Genomic DNA, 19,659 nt, shown 5'->3' on the forward strand with positions numbered 1-19,659 from the left:
TTGGCACAGCAGCCATTGCTGTTCTTGCCATCCGTCACGCGCACTTGTCTAGCATGGCCATCCTCGTTTCCACTGTTTTTCTTGGCGCATGGCTCATGTCTTTGCAAATTAACGATAGGCAATCAATACCCCTCAACCAAGCCATTACATACAAAGCCATCGTTACCGACACCCCCACAGCCCACGGAAAGGTGTTAAAATGCAACCTCTTGGTGATAAACCTAGCAGAAGAAACCGATGGTCATACGCCCTTCCTCGTTCGTGCATCCATACTAAAAGACACGCTTACCAATCGTTGGCAGAGGCTTACCACTGGTTCAACAATCGCCGTTCAATCGGTTTTCAACAACGAATCTGCCCTCTTTTCATCCTCAAAGTTCAACTTTGCGCGCTGGATGCAAGCCCACCAAATCTACGCAACAACCTTTGTTTACTTTGCCGATTGGCAGAACACCCAACTAACCAACGATGAAATACACAAAATTTCCAATGTAGATAAAATACGTTTACACCTATTAAGAGTGCGCCAAAGCCTGCTTGACAGCGCATGGCAACAAAGGTTAAGCACCGACAACCAAGCGTTGGTAGCCTCCATTGCCCTCGGCGACAAGTCGAACCTCACCCCCACACAACGCGAATCATACAACAAGGCAGGCGTTTCGCATATCTTAGCACTATCCGGCCTGCATCTCGGCATCATTTACAGCGTGCTTTCGGCGCTCTTCACCACCATTCTCTATCGCGTGGTGCGCCGCGACTGGGCCGAGTTCATCGCCCAAACCATCATCACCATCACCCTTTGGGGCTATGTTTTCCTAGTAGGATTGCCACCCGGAGCCGTCCGTTCTGCCCTCATGCTCACCCTCTACGCCTTCGTTTCGTTGCTCCACCGCGACCGCTTTTCGGCCAATTCGCTGGCTTTTGCCTGCATCGTGATGCTCATTGCCAACCCTTCCACGCTTTGGGATGTCAGTTTCCAGCTTTCATTCATAGCCGTGTTGTCCATCATTGTCCTTTATCCACCGCTATTCTCACTCTACCAACCCACAACGCGTTGGGCCAATTTGCTCCGTCCCGTTTGGGCTATCGTCTGCGTTTCTGTGGCAGCACAAGTGGGCACAATGCCCATTATAGCTTATTATTTTGGGCGTTTCTCATGCTATTTCCTACTCTCCAACCTACTTATACTTCCACTCATAACCCTCTTGCTTTACGCAACGCTCGCCTCTTTCATCGTTCAAGGCGCGCCATTACTCCATAATCTAGTGTTAGATGCCATGCAATGGCTAGCCACAGCTGTGCAAACCTTGGTCAATGGCATAGCCGCGCTGCCCCACTCCACGCTCGACGGACTTCAACTCAACCTCATCCAAACCTATTTGGCCTACATTTTCATCGCATTCCTCTACGCCATAGGACTTTTTGCGCTCAAATGGTTCCGAATTAGGCGACTTATACAACAGCTATAACCATTATATTTTGTACCTTTGTAAGGATGAAACAAAGATACTTCATATACTTTTCGTACGACGGAACATCCTATCATGGCTGGCAAATTCAGCCTAACGCCAATTCGGTTCAAGCGGAAATGCAACGTGCCATGTCGCTTCTGCTAAGGCATCCCGTTGAACTTGTTGGTGCAGGGCGTACCGATACAGGTGTTCATGCACGCACCATGGTTGCGCATTTCGACGTAGACACGCCCATAGATGCAGTGCAACTCACCTACAAACTCAACCGCGTGCTGCCCTTCGACATCACCATTAACGCAATAAAAGCCGTAGATGCCGACATGCACGCACGGTTCAGTGCCACCAAACGCACCTATCATTATTACATACATCTAGACCGCGACCCTTTCTGCCGCGCCTACTCGTATGCCTTACACCAAGCACCCGACTTCCAATTGATGAACGAGGCCGCTGAAATACTATTGTCGCACAAAGATTTTGGAGCTTTTTGCAAGAGCCATTCGGATGCAAAAACCACGCTGTGCGAGGTCTACGAGGCCCGTTGGATAAAGCTTTCCGACACCAAATGGCATTTACGTATATCGGCAAACAGATTTCTCCGCAACATGGTTCGCGCCATTGTTGGAACACTTTTAGACGTGGGTTGGCACAAAATCACCCTCGAACAGTTCGTTGACATACTACATTCTAAGTCGCGACAACAAGCAGGCGAGTCGGTTCCCGGCCATGCCTTGTTTCTCGAAGACGTGCAATATTAATTTAAGTTTTTGAGTTCGTGAGTTTATAAGTCTATAAGGTATTAGATGCACGGCTTGTTTTTTGTGAGTTTATAACTCTATAAGTTATTCAATTCACGGCTTATTTGTTCGTGAGTTTATAAACTCATGACACCACGAGTTCATCAGTTCAACAACCCAAAAACTTAAAAAATCACGAACTCAGAAACTCAAAAACTCTTTCACAACATAACAAATCCACATGCTTTGGTTACTCTTAGCCTTCCTTTCGGCCAGTCTTCTAGGTTTCTACGATGTCTTTAAGAAACTGTCGTTGAAAGGTAACGCCATTATCCCCGTGTTGTTTCTCAACACCTTTTTCTCGTCGCTCATCTTCATTCCCTTCATCCTCGGCAGTCGTTTCGGCTGGCTTTCACCTGTAAACATGTTCTACGTGTCGGCCACCAACTTGTCTACACATGGATACATCTTCTTCAAAAGCATGCTGGTACTGTCTTCGTGGATATTTGGATACGTGGGCATGAAACACCTTCCGCTAACAATTGTTGGTCCGATAAATGCCACACGCCCCATACTGGTACTCGTTGGGGCGATGCTTGTTTATGGCGAGCAACTCAACCTGCTGCAATGGTTGGGCGTTGCTCTGGCCATTTGCTCCTTTTTCCTTTTAAGCAGGAGCGGAAAAAGAGAAGGTATCGACTTCAAACACAACAAGTGGATATACGCCATTGCACTTGCCGCCATACTAGGTGCATGCAGCGGACTATACGATAAATACTTGATGACCCCAACAGCACAGGTCGGATTGGGGCTAGACAAGATGGTTGTGCAAAGCTGGTACAACCTATACCAATGCGGTATGATGGGCATTGTGTTGCTTGTGCTATGGTATCCCAAACGCAAAACAACCCAACCCTTTCAGTGGAGGTGGGCCATCATGCTGATAAGCCTATTTCTCTGCGCAGCCGACTTTGCCTACTACTATGCCCTAAGCCAGCCACAAGCCATGATTTCCATCGTATCGATGGTAAGAAGAGGCAGCGTTTTGGTATCGTTTATGTTTGGCGCACTTGTCTTTCAAGAGAAAAATCTCAAACGCAAAGCATTCGATTTGTTCCTTGTTCTGTTAGGCATGCTTTGCCTGTACTTCGGTTCTAAAACTTAGTTGTTTGTCTGGCTGTTTTCCATACCCCACGTAAGAGGAAGGCAATATTAACCATTGAATTTGTCAAAATTAAGCAGACAACATCAAAAAACGCCGTTAACATTTGGTATATCCAAATAAAATCTATACCTTTGCAATCGATTTCAGAAATGAGGTCAAACATGGTGGCTATAGTTCAGCAGGTTAGAGCGTCAGATTGTGGTTCTGAATGTCGTCGGTTCGAATCCGACTAGCCACCCCCTCAACAAACACAACGTTCCTTTCAATTACTGAAAGGAACGTTTTTTATATCCCTTCCGCAACACCATCCTTTGCCACATTGGTCCAGCAAAACATATTATAAAGGTTTCTGGCAGAAGTTATTCAATGTATTTCCCACGAGCAGGAACAGGTTGCCAATGGCAAATTACTTCTGCGTTTCCATGATACACTCCCGTTGTCCGCAAGCTGCATGCCTGCAACTCTTCGCGCCTAGCAGTAGCAAAAAGTACACGTTTACCATGCCATTGCCCATGCGCACGTATGCTACACAACCTCTTTTTGTCTAATTTTCAGCAAGTATTTTAACATTATGAGTGTCCCTTCTGTCCACCAATGGCCAACCTTGTCGCAAAAAATCGATTCTCGCGAAGGTTGGTTTTGATGCAAAAAGGGGTGAGTTGTAAATGCAGGCAAAATGAATTTTTATTTAAAAACACCGCCATTAGCACCTAATTTCGGGCTATTTGCAGCAAAATGAAGTGCGTTTTGGTGCAAAACGCAGTGCAATTTGCCGCTAAACGCAGTGCGTTTTGATGCTAAATGCAAGGCGTTTTGATGGTAAATACAAGGTATTTTGGTGCAAAATGCAGTGCTAAATGCTGCTAAATGTGAGTCGAAAAGCATAAATATCCACTGCTATTGTATAAACAAAACCTTTCAGAGGCGTTAAAAACATGGCTAAAAAGGGTAAAACAGCTGTTAAAAAGCAGGTCTTTGGGGGTTAAAAGTGAGTAATTGGGCCGGCAAAAATACGAGTTGGCAACCAAACTAGAAAGGCAAAATGGTGCTAAATGCAGGTATATTGCTTAAAAACGGACAAAACAAAAGACGTAAAAAGCTAGAAACAGTGGCTATTTACCCATTTTATAATCCATTTTTTCGCTAGAACGGAGTGAAATTTAGCATGATAATGTAAAACAAAAGAAATTCCTTTTAAGTTTTGAGTTAGTGATTTTTTGAGTTGACGAGTTGGTGAGTTGGTATGTTCTTGAGTTAGTAGGTTGATGAATTTGTAAGTTGATGGGCTTGCGATCTGGTGGGTTGATGAGTTGTTTGCTGATGCGTTGGTGTATTCGGAAATTGATTGTTTTTCGTGAGTCTACAAGCTAGCTAGCTAATTCTATCCCGCGCGCCATTTATGAGAGGAGAGTATATTTTGTGCTGACTTCACAAAAAACCACTCCGCTCAAGTTGTTGAAATATCAAAAGCCAAGTGGATTTCAATTCTTTTACTAAAAGTAGTCTTCCATTTTGCGACATTCACCTACACAATTTGCAGCGAACAGCATAGCTTTGGGCGATGAATAGCAGTGAGCCTTGCAGCAAATTGCACACCATTTTGCGTGAGTTGCGCTTTAACACAGCATCAAATGGGGCGGTCGCCGGTTTAGTACAAAATTACTTTTTGCATCAAAGCCAATCGCAACGATAATTATTATTTTTGTGGTTGGTGGGAGATTGGTGGATAAGGAGGGTGCTCTTCATGTTAAAATGTCTGTTGAAAAGAATACAAAAGCTGACGAAAAATAAGTTCACAACTTCTGTTTTGCCGAACTAGGAAAGTGCTCACAAGCCCATCAACTAAAAATAAACCTTTACCCCAACAAGCAAAGTCCGGCCGCGCAGCACATACTGGTTGAAGGTGCTACTTAGGTTGTTATATGTGGTGTTGTTATAATATCGTTGGTTCAGCATATTGTTTATGTGCAGCGTAAAGTCGGTTTTGCGATACTTATACAAACAATTAAAGTCGGCAAACACCGTTTGTTTCCTTGTGCCATCGTTGAAAAAGTTGGCGTAATGTTCGGTAGAGAACGAGAAATTCAAGGCATCCGTCGGCATCAGCGTCAGTTCCAACTCTTGCGTAAACAACTTCGTACGAGTCTTCATGGCACTAATTTCAAGCGAATTAACGTTATATTGCGCCCTATAAGCCACGTCTAGCCATGCCCAAACGTTGCTATTGAGGCTAACCGACGTTTGCAGCGAGCCCGACTTAAACTCGGTATTGATGCCGTTTTGGTACATGCTGTTGGTGTTTTGGGATAACACGCACTGCGTGTTGAACGTTCCTTTAAGCCATTCCAGGCGTTTGCTCACTGTGGCAATCGCCATTATTCCGTGCGAGTGGTTATCGTTTTCCACCGTAGAATAATACACCATGCCGCGCCTGTCCACTTGCTTGGTGCGCGATATGTTGTTGTGGTGCGTGTTAAAGGCTACACTGGCGCGCACGAAAAGCATGTGCATGTAGTTGGCGTACGATACAAAGGCCATCTCTTGCCAATTGTGCAAACCGTAAAAGTTGATGGGCGACTTCTGAAACGTGCGATAATCTACCAGCATCGGCATGGCGTGACTATCGTTAACTGATGGCTCAAAGCTGTTCATCGACACGCTAGCCCCTAGTTTACAACGCGAGTTTAGCTCCCAACTAAGGCTAAGGATGGGCGAAAAGAACAGCTTATTGGCCACTGCCGTGCCAAAATAACGGCATGCGTTAAGGGGCATTTTCAGCGTTCCGCGCAGCCCTCGGTGCTTGTAAGTGATGGTTGGCGTAGCGATGAAGGCCATGAAATGGATATTGGCATTTTCGTAGAAAGCCGTGTCGTAGGGTGCTGTGCGATAGTTGCTTTCCATATTCATGGCTTGTATGCGCCCCTCCGCGTCCATTTCTAATGCCCAACAGCGGGTGTTGAAAGTGAAGTTTAGCTTAGTGGACGAGAGGAATTGGCACCGTGTAACATCTTGTTGGCGCGTGCTATCGGCAACAACGATGAGCTGTTCGGGCATATAACGGTATAAGTTCACCGATGTAAACTTGATGTGATGCTTGCCAACAGCCCTTATCCACTGCAACTGGTTCTCAATGGCGTGCAGGTCCGACCGCGTTTCCGACTGGTTGTTGTCGTCGCCCTGCGTAATGGTGCGATTGCGTTGCCATGCAGAACTGTACTTAATTTCGTTGGAAAAGAAACTCCGCTCCCTGTCGCTCTTAAACATTACAGCGGCCGACAGTTCTCTGTTGTTCAGAATGCCGCATTCTGTTGTGGCACGCGTTAGCGTGGTATCGGCGAGGAAATACGATAGGCCGTGTTGCCTTTTAGAAGTGTTTCGTTCGTCAGAATAATAAAGTTTTGTTCGCACGATGGCACTCTCCGACACCTTTTGTACATTCCCAACGTTGGCGATGTGGGTGCACCCAAAACGCGTTCGGCTCTCGTCTAATGCGCTAGGTCTGCCCAGCTTTGTGTTCATAAAGGAGTTGGGGCTGCTGGTCGACGTTTGTTTCAGCAACTCGTCTATCGTGAGAACCTTATTTTCGCTCATGATGTCCTTGCCCGTATTGTTGCTTTTGGCCGTTAGCGATGTTTGGTTAACGGCCGACAGACGCGCGCCAAAGCCCTCCGCCTCCCACAGTTTTGGAACACCTGACGCCACCCTTACGTTGCCGCTCCATCTACCCTTAGCCTTATCTTTTAAGGCAAGGTTAAGTGCGGTGAGCCCCTCGGCCTTGCTCTTTTGCATTGTTTTCTTCGACTGAAAGTTCTCCACAACATCTACACGCGAAATAACATCGTGCGAAATGTTGCGCGTGGCGATGTTATACTGGCCGTCAAACAAGTCGACACCCTCGATGAGAAATTGGTCTATCACTTTTCCGTTATACGAAACTGTTCCCTCCTTACTTACGTTTATGCCCGGCAAGTTGCGCAGCACGTCGCCGATGGTGCGGTCTTTTTGTGTGGCGAAGGCCGAAACCAAATAGCTTGTTGTGTCGTTGCGGTGTGTTATTTTGTTGGGTTTCACATACACATCCTTTATCTCGAAAGCCTTGGGTTCCATCTCCATGCGATAGAACGCTTGATTGGTAAGGGCGCATTGTGCCGTTCTATGGGTCATGCTGCTTACCACCAGCATTGCGCCTGCCACCTTTTCGCGCCTTACCATAAAGCTAAACTCACCCTTGGCAGAAGTCTGCGTGTTATAGATGATGATGTTTTTAGCGTTGCGAATGGTCACAACGGCTCCCCTAACGGGTGTTTCGCTACCCGTTTCCACTACCAATCCGCGCACAACGCCCTCTTGTCCAAGGGCTGGCAAGACTGAGAAGGCTGCCAAAAGCAACAGATAACGCCAGGGTTTCGCGTTAAAAGTGAACTTTCGCCAGCGAAAGAAAGGAAAAATTCTACAATTCATTGTAATATCGGTTGGCACATAGGCGCGCTTTATCTCTTATTTTGGAAGAGATTCCACACGTTCCATTGTTGCATACGAACGTAGTTTAGGAGGTTTAGTTGAACTGACACATTTTATCCCTACCATAGCATTAAGTATGTCTAAATAAGCACTCGGATCGTCAATGGCCAACTGCTTTAAACGTAGATATTCCTTTTTTGTCGTCTTTGTGACGTCTCGATTGGGTATTTCTATTTTTCCGGAGCAGGGTCGCATGCCTAAGAACTGAAATTCGTAATGGTGTTTGGTGTCGTACACTTCAAGTATCAGTCCTGGCAACCCATAAAACTTCCACGGACCATCGCTAATGGGGATGTCTGGTGCAAACCATGCCTCATAAGTACGTCCAACAAATGTACATACCGCTTTTTGGCAAGCATAGTTATCAATTGTTTTCTGCTCTTCTGTGATTTCCCAACTGAAATTAGGTAAGCTTTCTGTGTATCTGCTGTTAGTTGGAAGTGATTCAACAAATTCAAGTTCTTTTTTATCAAAGTCTTCTAAAACATAGTAGTATACCGAAACCTTGCCGTATCTAGCCTTAATGCTGTCGTTAATGGCTTTCCTTTCTTCGGGGCCGCTTGCTTCAAGCAGCATAGAGTCTTTTTCAAAGTTTGACTGCGAATAGAATAGCGATTTGGTTTCGTTCCGCCGGAGTACCATCATGGCGTTGCTGCTACGCTTTGTGACGGTGTCTACTTGATAAATCAACCGATATATACATTCCAATGTGGCTTTGTTGTCGGCTGCATTCCCGTGTAGGGCACAGATAAGAAACAACATTATACTGACTATTGTTTTCATAAGCTTACTTATTCTAATATTTCCATAGGCCGATGCCTATTGTCGTTATTTATTTCTTGCACCAATTGACCGTCTGGTGCACCAAAACTAATCCGTATAAGAGAACGAGTTGAAAAATATGTTACTGGGTCACTCTGGTATGCGGCATATTCTTTGAGGAACTTCTCCTTAGTAGTTTTAAACGCGCGGCTAGGAAAGAGCGCAACATCTCCGTTGCAGGCCTGCATGTCGATAAAGGTGAAGGTGTATTGCCTGCGCGTGTCGTAAACGGCCATTACAAGACCAGGCAAACCATTGAATTTCCATGGGCCTAAACGCGCAGGAATGTCCGTGGCATACCATGCCTCGTAGGTTCGCCCCATGTATTTGCCCACAGCCTTTGCACATTTGTGCCCCGCAATGGTTTTCTGTTCGGGCAGAATTTTCCAATTGAAGTTAGGCAAGCTGTCTGTGTAGCGAAAGGCGTTCGTCCCGATACGATCCTTGTATACGTAGGTTTTTCCTTGTAAGTCGGTCAATATGTAGTAACACATTCCCGTTTTGTCGTTGCGTTTTTTCCTTGTTAATGTCTTGTTAACATCCCTTGCCCAGGCATCCGCATCGTTAAGTTTCGTCGAATCTGATATGAAATCATCTACCCGGTAGAAAAGAGCCTTGCTGTCATTAAAGCGAAGTCGGAAAGTGTCTGTCAACACCTTCCCCTCAACAGTGTCGTTAATACAGGACACAAGATAGCTCACTTCTGTTGTTGCAGGTGACTTTTCTTGTGCCGCGGTGGGCAAGGCGAAAGTGGCTAGAGCCATTAGATAGTGTCGTATTTTCATATTGTAGTGTATCTGTTGCTTTTATTGAAGGTTGCATATTTAAATGTAGCCATTGCGCCAAGGGGCGGAAAAAACCAGCAGGCTTATTGTTTAGACACTGCCCCCACGCGTTGGATTGTAACATACGAGCGTAGTATTGGTGAACGTAGCCCGTTTACTTGAATATCTAGTTGCACCTGCCAGGGCCTCAACATCTCTTCGAATACGTCTTTACCGAGTTATTTCCATCGTAGAAAACATTGTTGTTACTTGGGTTGACGGCCTTCTATTTCTGTTGGCATAGGTAGGAAAGAGACTTGTAGCCAAATGGTGGCGCAAGCCGAAATGCTTAGTTGTTACTTCTTTCCGCAAATATAGAGCTTTTTATTATATTATACAAGGTTGTACAAGTGTTTTTTCGCTTTCACTTGTGAGTTTGGTATTTTGTTGGTTGTTTAATGGCCATCGCTTTGAAGTACCTTTGATGCAAATTGCAGAACATGTCGTACAATTTGGGCTTAAACTAGATAAGATGCAAAGAAAAAAACTCGCAAGTGCCAAGGCACTTGCGAGTTATACTATTTGTTATTGCATTTGCTGCTTAACGAACAATGCCGCGTTTTGAACTTTCAACAAAGTCGATGATGTATTGTATCTCCTTTGTTACTTGCAGGTTGTTGCGTATTTCTTGTATGCCTTCGGCCATCAAGCCTTTCGAATAAAGCAGGCGGTAGGCATTATGGATAAGGTCAATCAGCTCGTTAGAGAAACCGCGCCTACGCAAGCCCACTAGGTTGATGCCTGCAAAGCGCACGGGGTCTTTTCCTACAATGACGTAAGGGGGAATGTCTTGACTGAAACGACTGCCGCCCTGTACCATCACATAACCACCAATACGGCAGAACTGATGGCATAACACCGCTGCACTAACAATGGCAAAATCGTCGACAATCACCTCGCCAGCAAACTTAGTGGAGTTGCCAATAATGACATTTGAACCTATAACACAGTCGTGAGCGATGTGCATGTTCTCCATCAGCAAGTTATTACTACCTACTATCGTTACGCCCTTAGAGGCCGTACCGCGCGAAATGGTAACGTTCTCACGAATACTATTGTTATCGCCTATCTCGCATAGTGTGTCTTCACCAACAAATTTTAAATCTTGTGGTTTGGTAGAAATGCTTGCGCCAGCCAATATTTCGTTTCCATTGCCAATGCGAGCACCGTAATTGATGGTCACACTGTTCTGCAAGTTGTTTCCGTCGCCAATAACCGTGTTACGGTCTATGTAACAAAATGGGCCGATAATGTTGTCTTTCCCAAGTTTTGCCTCGGGATGCACATAGGCCAAAGGACTTATTTGGTTCATAGCTCAGTGCGTGTCTTTTTACTTGTTTTTAACGATTTGTGCGGTGAATGTAGCCTCCGAAACCACTTGGTCGCCCACAAACATGTAACCTTTCATCGAACTAACACCATGCCTTACGGGGTGGAGCAGTTCTACACGGAACAACAATGTGTCTCCGGGAACAACCTTTTGGCGGAACTTCACCTCGTCGATTTTCATGAAATAGGTAGACCAGCGTTCGGGTTCTTCAAGTTGGTTAAGCACCAAAAGGCCACCACACTGCGCCATAGCCTCCACTTGCAATACGCCAGGCATTACGGGTTCTTGTGGGAAATGCCCCACAAAGAAAGGCTCGTTGCTCGTTACGTTCTTCACGCCAACGATGCTTGTTGGGCCTAGCGATATGATTTTGTCTATCAACTGCATGGGATAGCGATGAGGAAGCAATTCGCGTATGCGCTTATTGTCCATCACAGGCTCTTCGTTGGGGTCGTAAATGGGTGCCTGTACCTCGTGCTTGCGAATGTCTTTACGCAGATGGCGTGCAAACATGTTGTTGATGGTGTGGCCTGGACGGGTGGCAATGATGCGGCCTTTGATGGGTTTACCCAGTAGAGCCATGTCGCCAATGATGTCGAGCAGCTTGTGGCGCGTGCACTCGTTCTCCCAAACCAAGGGTTTATGCTGTATATATCCCTGCTTGCTGGCATCCAAACGAGGAACTTTCAGCAAGTCGGCCAGCTGGTCTAGCTGTTCTTGGTCGATTATTTTTTCGTAAATAACGATGGCATTGTCCATGTCGCCACCTTTGATGAGGTTGGCTTTAAGCAGCGGCTCGATGTCGCGCACAAACACAAATGTACGTGCAGGAGCAATCTCAGTTTCAAAATTATCGAGCGAATCGAGTGTGGCAAACTGGCTATTAATGAACTTCGAATCGAAAGAACACATCGCCGTTATGCTAAATTGGTCGTCGGGAAGGATGGTGATGCACGAACCCGTAGCCTCGTCTTTCACCTCAATCTTATGCCGAATGATGTAGTAATCTTTGGGTACGCTCTGCTCCTCGATGCCCACACGCTTAATTTGTTCCACATACATGATGGCCGAACCATCGAGAATGGGGAATTCAGGGCCGTTAACTTGTATGAGGCAGTTGTCGATACCCATAGCGTAGAGTGCCGAAAGGCCATGTTCTACGGTGGAAACGCGCACATCGCCATTGGCAAGTACAGTGCCGCGTTGCGTGTCTACCACCCGTTCGGCCAACGCATCGATGATGGGCTGACCTTCCAAATCAATTCGTTGTATCTTATAGCCTGTGTTTTCGGGTGCAGGATTGAAGGTTACCGTGAGGCTCAATCCGGTATGCAAGCCTTTGCCATACAAGGAAAAGCTGCCTTTCAATGTTGTCTGTTTTAACATTGCGTTATGGTTTTATTTGCTTTTTAATTCGTCAATCTCCTTTTGTAGCTCATTCAGCTGCTTATACATGTCGGGCAAACGCCTGAAAATGGCATGCGACTTGAAGTAAGGCTTGAGCTCCATAGGCGGCGTTCCAATAAGCTGCTGGCCATCTTTGAGGTTTCCTGGCACGCCCGATTGCGCCCCTAAGAACACTTTGTTGCCGATATTGATGTGTCCGGAAACGCCAACCTGCCCGCCAAACATGCACCATTGGCCCACCTTGGTGGAGCCAGCCACGCCCACTTGGGCAGACATAACGGTGTTTTCGCCGATGTCGGTGTTGTGTGCAATTTGCACAAGGTTGTCTAGTTTCACACCCTTACGTATGTAAGTGCTGCCCATTGTAGAGCGGTCTACGCAGGTGTTGGCACCTATTTCCACATCGTCTTCAATTGTTACTGTACCAATTTGGGGTATCTTGTCGTACCCATTGGCAGATGGGGCGAACCCAAAACCATCGGCACCGATAACACAACCCGAATGCAGGATTACCCTATTGCCCACCACTACATCGTGGTAAAGGCACACTTGGGGGTAAATAATGCAATCGTTGCCCACTCGCACGTTGTCGCAGAGTGTGGCATGGGGATATACTTGTGTGCCGTTGCCTACTACAACGCCACTGCCGACATAGGCAAAGGGGCCTACATAGCAGTTCTCGCCAACTGTGGCGTCGGGCGAAACGAAGGCCAAGGGGTCGATACCCGTTTTCTTTGGCTTTGCTGCCTCGTACATCTGTAATAGCTTGGCCACACACTCGTAGGCGTTATCCACCTTGATGAGCGTGGTTTTGACAGGTTTCTCCAGCTTGGTGTCTTTGTTTACAAGCACCACGCTAGCCTCTGTCTCATATATATAATGTGTATATTTCGGGTTTGAAAGAAACGAAATAGCTCCTGGCCGTCCCTCCTCTATCTTCGCAAAGGAGTGAACGGCAGCGTTCTCATCTCCAACGATTTCACCATCGACTACTTGTGCAATTTGCTTTGCTGTAAATTCCATTGGTTTCAGTACTGTTGAATAATTCTGCAAATATAGCAATTATTATTCAAAATCTTTGATAACAAAGGTAATATTTGCTGTTTTTCATGGAAAGGCGTGTCACATCGAAGAGTTCAGAGGCCTGCGAGATGTCTTTACAGGTTCCATCTTTACACTTGATGGTGATATGGTCGTCTTCCATGTTATACATGTTTTTGTTCACGGTGTTCGCGCTCATCAGATAGGCCGCATCGTCTGTAGAAAGCCCAGTGTGCGTGCAGATGGCAGCCAATCGCTCTTCGATAACACCTTCGGGAATGGGTTCGTCGAACACCTCTACTTTGAAGAGCTTACGATTTACGAGGTCGTTTGCCAAGATGGACAACACTGGGTCGGCATCGTTCATCCACACCTTTACGCTACTCCAAATGTCATTGTCGTCTAACGAACAATAGTTTTGCAAGGCCTCGGCATGCGTTGTGAAAAAGTCGCGGTCAACATCGTTGGCCAAGAAGTAGGCCAAGGCAGGCGTAGCAAACAGCGAATGGCCATTACGAACTAGATACTTGGCGCGTTTAAGGAGGTTAACCAAAATGGCCTCGCACCCCACGGCGGTTTTATGTAGGTACACCTGCCAATACATCAGCCTGCGCGAAATAAGATAGTTCTCGATGGAATAGATGCCTTTTTGGTCTACCACCAGTGCATCGTTCTCTACATCGAGCATCTTGATGATGCGTGCCGAACCGATATTCCCTTCGGTAACGCCCGTAAAAAAGCTGTCGCGACGAAGATAGTCAAGCCTATCCATGTCTAGCTGACTGCTGATGAGCTGATGAAGAAAACGCTTGGAGTATTCGTTCTTGAAGATTTTGATGGCCAGCGTGAGGGCTCCTCCCATCTCACGGTTCATCTTTTCCATCATCTGTAACGAAATGTCTTCGTGCGAAATGCCCGATATAAGCGAGTTTTCGAGCACATGCGAGAATGGGCCATGCCCAATATCATGAAGAAGAATGGCTATCTGTACGGCCTCAACCTCGCTGTCGAAGATGAATACACCCTTTTGTTGGAGCGACAAAACGGCCTCGCTAACCAAATGGAACGCCCCAATGGAATGCAAAAAACGCGTGTGTTGCGCACCTGGATAAACCACAGAGGCCATACCTAGCTGACGAATACGCGTAAGGCGCTGCATCAAGGGATGGCAAATAACGTCGAGGATTAATCCGCGCGGTATCTTGATGAACCCAAAAACGGGGTCGTTGATGATCTTTATTTCACTCATTTACTACTGTTCGGTGGGCGATGCGATTTAGAACGTGGGCAAGATGGCCTTCAATTCGCGTGCCATCTCTTCTTGAACCTCGCGTGCTTTCTCGGCAGCCACTTGTGCAAAGTCGGCTCCGTTGCTTGCATAGATAATGCCGCGCGAACTGTTTACCAACAAGCCGCAATCCTTGTTCATACCATATTGGCACACATCGTGAAGACTTCCACCTTGTGCGCCGATGCCAGGAACGAGCAAGAAATGGTTTGGCGCGTGGCGACGAATGTCCTTAAATGCCTCGCCTTGTGTTGCGCCTACCACATACATCATGTTATCTGCGTTGCCCCACGCTTGCGACTTGGTAAGCACATGTTCGAAAAGGCGCACGCCTTGGGCATCTTCCGTTAGTTGGAAGTCGTGCGAACCCTTGTTGCTGGTGAGTGCCAACAATATCACCCACTTGCCTTCGTAGGCCAAGAAGGGCGTCACACTGTCTTCGCCCATGTATGGGGCAACAGTAAGTGCATCGAGATTATAGGTTTCAAAGAAGGTGCGGGCATACATCTGCGAGGTGTTGCCAATATCACCGCGCTTGGCATCGGCAATGACAAACTGTTCGGGATAGTTCTCGTTGAGATAATCCACGGTACGTTCGAAAGCTAGCAATCCCTTTACTCCTAACGATTCGTAAAAGGCAAGGTTGGGCTTATAGGCCACGCAATAGGGTGCAGTAGCATCGATAATGGCCTTGTTAAACTCGAAGATGGGGTCGTCTGCCTGCAACAAGTGTTGCGGTATCTTCTTGATGTCGGTGTCTAGACCTACACAAAGGAACGACTGCTTGACGTGTATCTGCTCAATTAATTGTTCTCTTGTCATAAGAAAATGATGTGAATGGGTGGTTACAATTCGGCCTCTTTCATTCGCTCCGTGTTCTCGGCAACCGACAGGGCATCTATCATAGCCTGAATATCTCCGGCAATAAAACCTTGAAGGTCGTGCGTGGTGTAGCCAATACGGTGGTCGGTTACGCGACCTTGGGGATAATTATAGGTTCTGATTTTTGCCGAACGGTCGCCCGTAGACACCAAGCTCTTGCGGCGATTAGCAATATCGTCGACATACTTTTGGTGTTCGCGGTCGTATATAAAGGTACGTAGCCGCGACAGGGCACGTTCCTTGTTCTTGGGCTGGTCGCGCGTTTCGGTACACTCGATGAGTATTTCTTCGGTCTCGCCCGTATTGGGGTTCTTCCAGGGATAGCGCAAACGCACGCCCGACTCCACTTTGTTAACGTTCTGTCCACCCGCACCAGAGCTTCTGAATGTATCCCATTTGATATCGCCTTCGTTGATGTTCACCTCGAACTTATCGGCTTCGGGCAACACGGCTACCGTTGCGGCCGACGTGTGCATACGGCCTTGCGTTTCGGTGGCAGGAACACGTTGCACGCGATGTACTCCCGATTCGTATTTCAACACGCCATACACATTGTCGCCACTCACGGCAAAGTCTATCTCCTTAAAGCCGCCAACAGCTCCTTCGCTCGATGCGGTAACAGAGAGGTTCCACCCTTTGGAGTCGCAAAAGCGTTTGTACATGCCAAAGAGGTCGCCAGCGAAAAGCGCAGCCTCATCGCCGCCTGTGCCAGCCCTAATCTCCATTTGAACGTTCTTGGCATCTTCTGGATCTTTGGGTACGAGCAGCAGTTTTATCTCCTCTTCCAACTTCGGACGCTCCGTTTCGTTGGCAGACAGTTCTTCGCGCGCCATCTCTTTCATCTCGGCATCGCTTTCATTGGCCAAAATGTCTTTGGCCTCGGCAATGGAATTAAGGCAAGCCACATAACGCTTGCGTGCATTCATAATGTCGCCAAGGTCTTTATATTCCCTTGTCAACTTCACATAACGTTCTTGGTCAGCGATAACGGCAGGGTCGGTAATCAGCGTTGACACCTCCTCGTAACGGCTTTCCAATCCGTCTAACTTTGTTAATATGCTGTTTTGTTCTATCATACTTTAATTATACTTCTTCATCACCCCAAGGGATATGATGCTCATTACAATATTTCAGAATGTCTCCATCATTGGCAGGATATCTATCACAAATGCTGATAAGCGCCGTTTTTGATGGGTGGAAATGCTTATCATCAGCTGTAAGCGTTGCCTCTACCAACTTTATAAATTCTTTGAAATCACGATTTATCTCACAAAGTTTGTCTATTGTGACAAAATCAAGATGCCTTTCCTTAGCGTCAAACCAAATTTTACTTTCATAAGGATTAGCTTTAAGATGGATAAAACCTATCCCAAAAGAATTATTGAGCCGTGCCATTTCATCTTTCAAATCCTCATTAATCTCAAACGCCACGAGATAACCTTTGTTTGACCAACTTGAATTTGACACAGCTTGAAAGAAACACTTCTTCAATTCATAATCATTGTCAATCTTTTTCTTCAATTCATAAGAATACAATAGTAATGAATCTTTCTTACTGATCGCTTTAAATAAAGCATTGCTAGTGATATTCTTCTGCTCAACAAATTTAGCTCCAATAATATCTGGATGAACCCATTTCTGATGTTCTTCTGCTTTTGAAGACTTTTCGTGAAAGATGGTCTTGGCTATAATTCCATTATAATTCAAAAAGCTGCACAACAAAGGATGCAAATCTCTTTCGTTAAAAGAAGAACGAGAAACTCCTGTATGAGCAGGAATCTTATCATCACTTTCTATGTTCTTTGAATATTTACTGAGATAATAGCAAAATATATTCTTATCGTTCTTTATACGTTTAATTCTGACATCGCCATGCTTTATCATAACCCCCATTTGTGCACCAACAGTTGCATCTGGAGTTTTCGCAACTTTGCTGAACTCGAACAGTTTCTTGTTTATGATATTATCATATACTTCACGAGAAGTTGCCCCATTAGGAAAGTCTTCCAAACTAAGAAGTACAGCATCTTTTATCGTCATCATATTCTTAATATTCAAAAGTTCCATACTCCGAACGGATGGTAAGCGACTTCTTCCCTTCTTCGACACGTCCCACAACTTGTGCCTCTATATTGAAACTCTTGCTAATGGCAATGATGCGTTCGGCATGTTCGGGGCGCACATATATCTCCATGCGGTGTCCCATATTGAACACCTTGTACATTTCTTTCCAATCTGTTCCGCTTTCCGACTGAATGAGTTTGAACAACGGCGGCACGTCAAACATATTGTCTTTTATCACTCGGCAATCGTCGCTAACGAAGTGCAGCACCTTTGTTTGTGCCCCACCCGTGCAATGTACCATGCCATGAACATGGTTGCGCATTTCATCTAGCACCTTGCGAATTACGGGAGCGTAGGTTCGGGTGGGCGACAACACCAGCTGACCTGCATCAACACCCAAACCTTCAATAGCATCCGTCAATCGTTTTGTGCCACTATACACAAGCTCGTTGGGCACAGCATGGTCGAAGGTTTCGGGATATTTCTCGGCCAGATACTTGGCAAACACGTCGTGGCGTGCACTTGTCAGCCCGTTACTTCCCATTCCGCCATTGTACGTTTTCTCGTATGTGGCCTGTCCGCACGAAGATAATCCCACGATAACATCGCCTGGACGAATATTGGCATTGTCGATAACATCGCTCCGTTTCATTCGGCAGGTAACGGTAGAGTCAACAATGATGGTGCGCACAAGGTCGCCCACGTCGGCCGTTTCGCCACCCGTGGCATAAATCCCCACACCCATTTCTCTCAGTTCGGCCAACAATTCGTCGGTGCCGTTGATGATGGCCGAAATCACTTCGCCAGGAACAAGCATCTTGTTACGCCCGATGGTGCTCGACACCAAGATGTTGTCAACCGCTCCCACGCATAGCAAGTCGTCGGTGTTCATCACCACCGCATCTTGGGCAATGCCTCGCCAAACGTTTAAGTCGCCCGTCTCTTTCCAGTAAGCGTAGGCCAACGACGACTTCGTACCGGCCCCGTCGGCGTGCATGATGTTACAATACGCATCGTCGCCACCTAATATGTCGGGAATGATTTTACAGAAAGCTTGCGGAAAAACGCCCTTATCGATGTTCTTAATGGCGTTATGCACATCTTCTTTTGCGGCACTAACGCCACGCATCATGTAACGGTTGTTCATCTGTTTGAGTTTATTTGGGTGAAAAGTGTTGTTAAATAAAGTGAGATGGCTTGCTGTTCTGCCCTGTGTTCGTATGTAGTAACACCTCGGCAAAAGCCTTTTGCGCTATTCTCTTCCGTGCCAAAACTCCCAGCTGGCAAAGGCTTGGAGCAACAGCATTTCAAGCCCGTTCTTGGTAATTGCGCCCCGTTCACTACCCTTTTTCATAAACAGGGTTTCGTCGGGATTATATATTAAATCGTATAGCAGCGTGTGTTGGTCCATCGCTTCGTATGGCAGTTTGGGGCATTCGTCGGTCTGCGGATACATGCCCAGCGGCGTACAGTTAACGATAACGTTGTACTCGGCAATCACTTGGGGCGTTACATCGTCATAAGTGATGGTGTTGCCCTTGCGTGCCGTGCGGCTAACGAAACGCGTTTCCAAGCCAAGGCTTTTCAATCCGTAGTCGATGGCCTTGGCCGCACCGCCTGTTCCGAGGATGAGTGCCTTTTGATGGCCAGGTTCGAGCATCGACTCTATGCTGCGCGTAAAGCCGATAACGTCGCTGTTAAAGCCTTTTAGGTAAGGTTTAGAGCCCTTATGACTCACCCTAATGACATTTACCGCACCGATGGAACGTGCCTCTGGCGATAAGTCGTCAAGGTATTTTATCACCTCTTCCTTATAAGGTATGGTGACATTCAGCCCACGCAAGTTGGGCGTTGTGTCGAGTATTTCGGCCAAGCTGTCTATGCTTGCAATTTCATAATTCTCGTATTCGGCGTCAATACCCTCGTTGTGGAATTTCTCATTGAAGTAGCTTATCGAGAAGCTATGCCCAAGTGGAAACCCTATCAGTCCGTATTTGTCCATAATGTTCCTGAATATTCGTATTCAACTTGCCTTTACTAATATTGCCTTATACCTGAAAAACAGGAAAGTATAGTGGAAAAGATTTGGCTCTTTTTCGTTCCTCG

General features: G+C 46.4%; 15 protein-coding genes and 1 tRNA gene. 4 read left to right on the plus strand and 12 right to left on the minus strand.

Features of this window, described 5'->3' with window-relative positions:
- The 4 genes from HMPREF0670_RS04185 to HMPREF0670_RS04200 form a co-directional block, all read left to right on the plus strand.
- Positions 1-1,469 (plus strand): ComEC/Rec2 family competence protein (locus tag HMPREF0670_RS04185; protein WP_044077686.1); only part of this gene is annotated, 1,469 nt, incomplete at its 5' end.
- 26 nt (positions 1,470-1,495) lie between these two features.
- Complete coding sequence (gene truA, locus HMPREF0670_RS04190; protein ID WP_009229927.1) at positions 1,496-2,230, plus strand: tRNA pseudouridine(38-40) synthase TruA; 735 nt, start codon at positions 1,496-1,498, stop codon at positions 2,228-2,230.
- Positions 2,231-2,450: 220 nt separating this feature from the next.
- Positions 2,451-3,374, plus strand: coding sequence for a DMT family transporter (locus HMPREF0670_RS04195; RefSeq protein WP_009229928.1), 924 nt, complete (start codon positions 2,451-2,453; stop codon positions 3,372-3,374).
- Positions 3,375-3,538: 164 nt separating this feature from the next.
- Positions 3,539-3,612 (plus strand) — tRNA-His (locus HMPREF0670_RS04200).
- Between the two features lie 1,604 nt (positions 3,613-5,216).
- Here HMPREF0670_RS04200 and HMPREF0670_RS04205 read toward each other — a convergent pair.
- The 12 genes from HMPREF0670_RS04205 to HMPREF0670_RS04260 form a co-directional block, all read right to left on the minus strand.
- Complete coding sequence (locus HMPREF0670_RS04205) at positions 5,217-7,835, minus strand: carboxypeptidase-like regulatory domain-containing protein (protein ID WP_044077687.1); 2,619 nt, start codon at positions 7,833-7,835, stop codon at positions 5,217-5,219.
- Positions 7,836-7,871: 36 nt separating this feature from the next.
- The gene (locus HMPREF0670_RS04210) at positions 7,872-8,678 is read right to left on the minus strand and encodes a GLPGLI family protein (RefSeq protein ID WP_009229930.1); all 807 of its coding nucleotides are present in this window, start codon (positions 8,676-8,678) and stop codon (positions 7,872-7,874) included.
- An 8-nt stretch (positions 8,679-8,686) separates the two neighbouring features.
- Positions 8,687-9,502 carry a GLPGLI family protein gene (locus tag HMPREF0670_RS04215; protein WP_157579539.1) on the minus strand — a complete coding sequence of 272 codons (816 nt, stop codon included), beginning with the start codon at positions 9,500-9,502 and terminating at the stop codon, positions 8,687-8,689.
- 580 nt (positions 9,503-10,082) lie between these two features.
- Positions 10,083-10,853 (minus strand): acyl-ACP--UDP-N-acetylglucosamine O-acyltransferase, encoded by a 771-nt coding sequence (gene lpxA / locus HMPREF0670_RS04220; RefSeq protein WP_009229932.1) that lies wholly within the window; start codon positions 10,851-10,853, stop codon positions 10,083-10,085.
- An 18-nt stretch (positions 10,854-10,871) separates the two neighbouring features.
- Positions 10,872-12,257, minus strand: a complete 1,386-nt coding sequence (locus HMPREF0670_RS04225; RefSeq protein ID WP_009229933.1) for a bifunctional UDP-3-O-[3-hydroxymyristoyl] N-acetylglucosamine deacetylase/3-hydroxyacyl-ACP dehydratase — start codon at positions 12,255-12,257, stop codon at positions 10,872-10,874.
- 12 nt (positions 12,258-12,269) lie between these two features.
- On the minus strand, positions 12,270-13,301 hold the full coding sequence (gene lpxD, locus HMPREF0670_RS04230) for a UDP-3-O-(3-hydroxymyristoyl)glucosamine N-acyltransferase (RefSeq protein ID WP_009229934.1): 1,032 nt from the start codon (positions 13,299-13,301) through the stop codon (positions 12,270-12,272).
- 46 nt (positions 13,302-13,347) lie between these two features.
- Positions 13,348-14,568: an HD domain-containing protein gene (locus HMPREF0670_RS04235; RefSeq protein ID WP_009229935.1), complete on the minus strand. Its 1,221-nt coding sequence runs from the start codon at positions 14,566-14,568 to the stop codon at positions 13,348-13,350.
- A gap of 27 nt (positions 14,569-14,595) precedes the next feature.
- A complete protein-coding gene (pyrF, locus tag HMPREF0670_RS04240; RefSeq protein ID WP_009229936.1) occupies positions 14,596-15,429 on the minus strand; it encodes an orotidine-5'-phosphate decarboxylase in 834 nt (277 codons plus the stop codon).
- Between the two features lie 23 nt (positions 15,430-15,452).
- The gene (prfA, locus tag HMPREF0670_RS04245) at positions 15,453-16,565 is read right to left on the minus strand and encodes a peptide chain release factor 1 (RefSeq protein WP_009229937.1); all 1,113 of its coding nucleotides are present in this window, start codon (positions 16,563-16,565) and stop codon (positions 15,453-15,455) included.
- 7 nt (positions 16,566-16,572) lie between these two features.
- Positions 16,573-17,529 (minus strand): membrane protein, encoded by a 957-nt coding sequence (locus tag HMPREF0670_RS04250; RefSeq protein ID WP_044077871.1) that lies wholly within the window; start codon positions 17,527-17,529, stop codon positions 16,573-16,575.
- Between the two features lie 7 nt (positions 17,530-17,536).
- Positions 17,537-18,700 (minus strand): AIR synthase-related protein, encoded by a 1,164-nt coding sequence (locus HMPREF0670_RS04255; RefSeq protein ID WP_009229939.1) that lies wholly within the window; start codon positions 18,698-18,700, stop codon positions 17,537-17,539.
- A gap of 105 nt (positions 18,701-18,805) precedes the next feature.
- On the minus strand, positions 18,806-19,555 hold the full coding sequence (locus HMPREF0670_RS04260; RefSeq protein ID WP_009229940.1) for a shikimate dehydrogenase family protein: 750 nt from the start codon (positions 19,553-19,555) through the stop codon (positions 18,806-18,808).
- Positions 19,556-19,659: the final 104 nt, after the last annotated feature.

Origin of the sequence: Prevotella sp. oral taxon 317 str. F0108, from assembly GCF_000162415.1 — a bacterium.
In the GTDB taxonomy this organism is placed as follows: domain Bacteria; phylum Bacteroidota; class Bacteroidia; order Bacteroidales; family Bacteroidaceae; genus Prevotella; species Prevotella conceptionensis.

What these genes read in the sequence shown, in the direction of transcription:
- HMPREF0670_RS04235 (WP_009229935.1), bottom strand. Translation starts at nt 14,568, where the DNA reads ATGAGTGAAATAAAGATCATCAACGACCCCGTTTTTGGGTTCATCAAG.
- pyrF (WP_009229936.1), bottom strand. Translation starts at nt 15,429, where the DNA reads ATGACAAGAGAACAATTAATTGAGCAGATACACGTCAAGCAGTCGTTC.
- HMPREF0670_RS04205 (WP_044077687.1), bottom strand. Translation starts at nt 7,835, where the DNA reads ATGAATTGTAGAATTTTTCCTTTCTTTCGCTGGCGAAAGTTCACTTTT.
- HMPREF0670_RS04260 (WP_009229940.1), bottom strand. Translation starts at nt 19,555, where the DNA reads ATGGACAAATACGGACTGATAGGGTTTCCACTTGGGCATAGCTTCTCG.
- truA (WP_009229927.1), top strand. Translation starts at nt 1,496, where the DNA reads ATGAAACAAAGATACTTCATATACTTTTCGTACGACGGAACATCCTAT.
- HMPREF0670_RS04210 (WP_009229930.1), bottom strand. Translation starts at nt 8,678, where the DNA reads ATGAAAACAATAGTCAGTATAATGTTGTTTCTTATCTGTGCCCTACAC.
- HMPREF0670_RS04195 (WP_009229928.1), top strand. Translation starts at nt 2,451, where the DNA reads ATGCTTTGGTTACTCTTAGCCTTCCTTTCGGCCAGTCTTCTAGGTTTC.
- lpxD (WP_009229934.1), bottom strand. Translation starts at nt 13,301, where the DNA reads ATGGAATTTACAGCAAAGCAAATTGCACAAGTAGTCGATGGTGAAATC.
- HMPREF0670_RS04225 (WP_009229933.1), bottom strand. Translation starts at nt 12,257, where the DNA reads ATGTTAAAACAGACAACATTGAAAGGCAGCTTTTCCTTGTATGGCAAA.
- HMPREF0670_RS04215 (WP_157579539.1), bottom strand. Translation starts at nt 9,502, where the DNA reads ATGAAAATACGACACTATCTAATGGCTCTAGCCACTTTCGCCTTGCCC.
- HMPREF0670_RS04255 (WP_009229939.1), bottom strand. Translation starts at nt 18,700, where the DNA reads ATGAACAACCGTTACATGATGCGTGGCGTTAGTGCCGCAAAAGAAGAT.
- HMPREF0670_RS04250 (WP_044077871.1), bottom strand. Translation starts at nt 17,529, where the DNA reads ATGACGATAAAAGATGCTGTACTTCTTAGTTTGGAAGACTTTCCTAAT.
- prfA (WP_009229937.1), bottom strand. Translation starts at nt 16,565, where the DNA reads ATGATAGAACAAAACAGCATATTAACAAAGTTAGACGGATTGGAAAGC.
- lpxA (WP_009229932.1), bottom strand. Translation starts at nt 10,853, where the DNA reads ATGAACCAAATAAGTCCTTTGGCCTATGTGCATCCCGAGGCAAAACTT.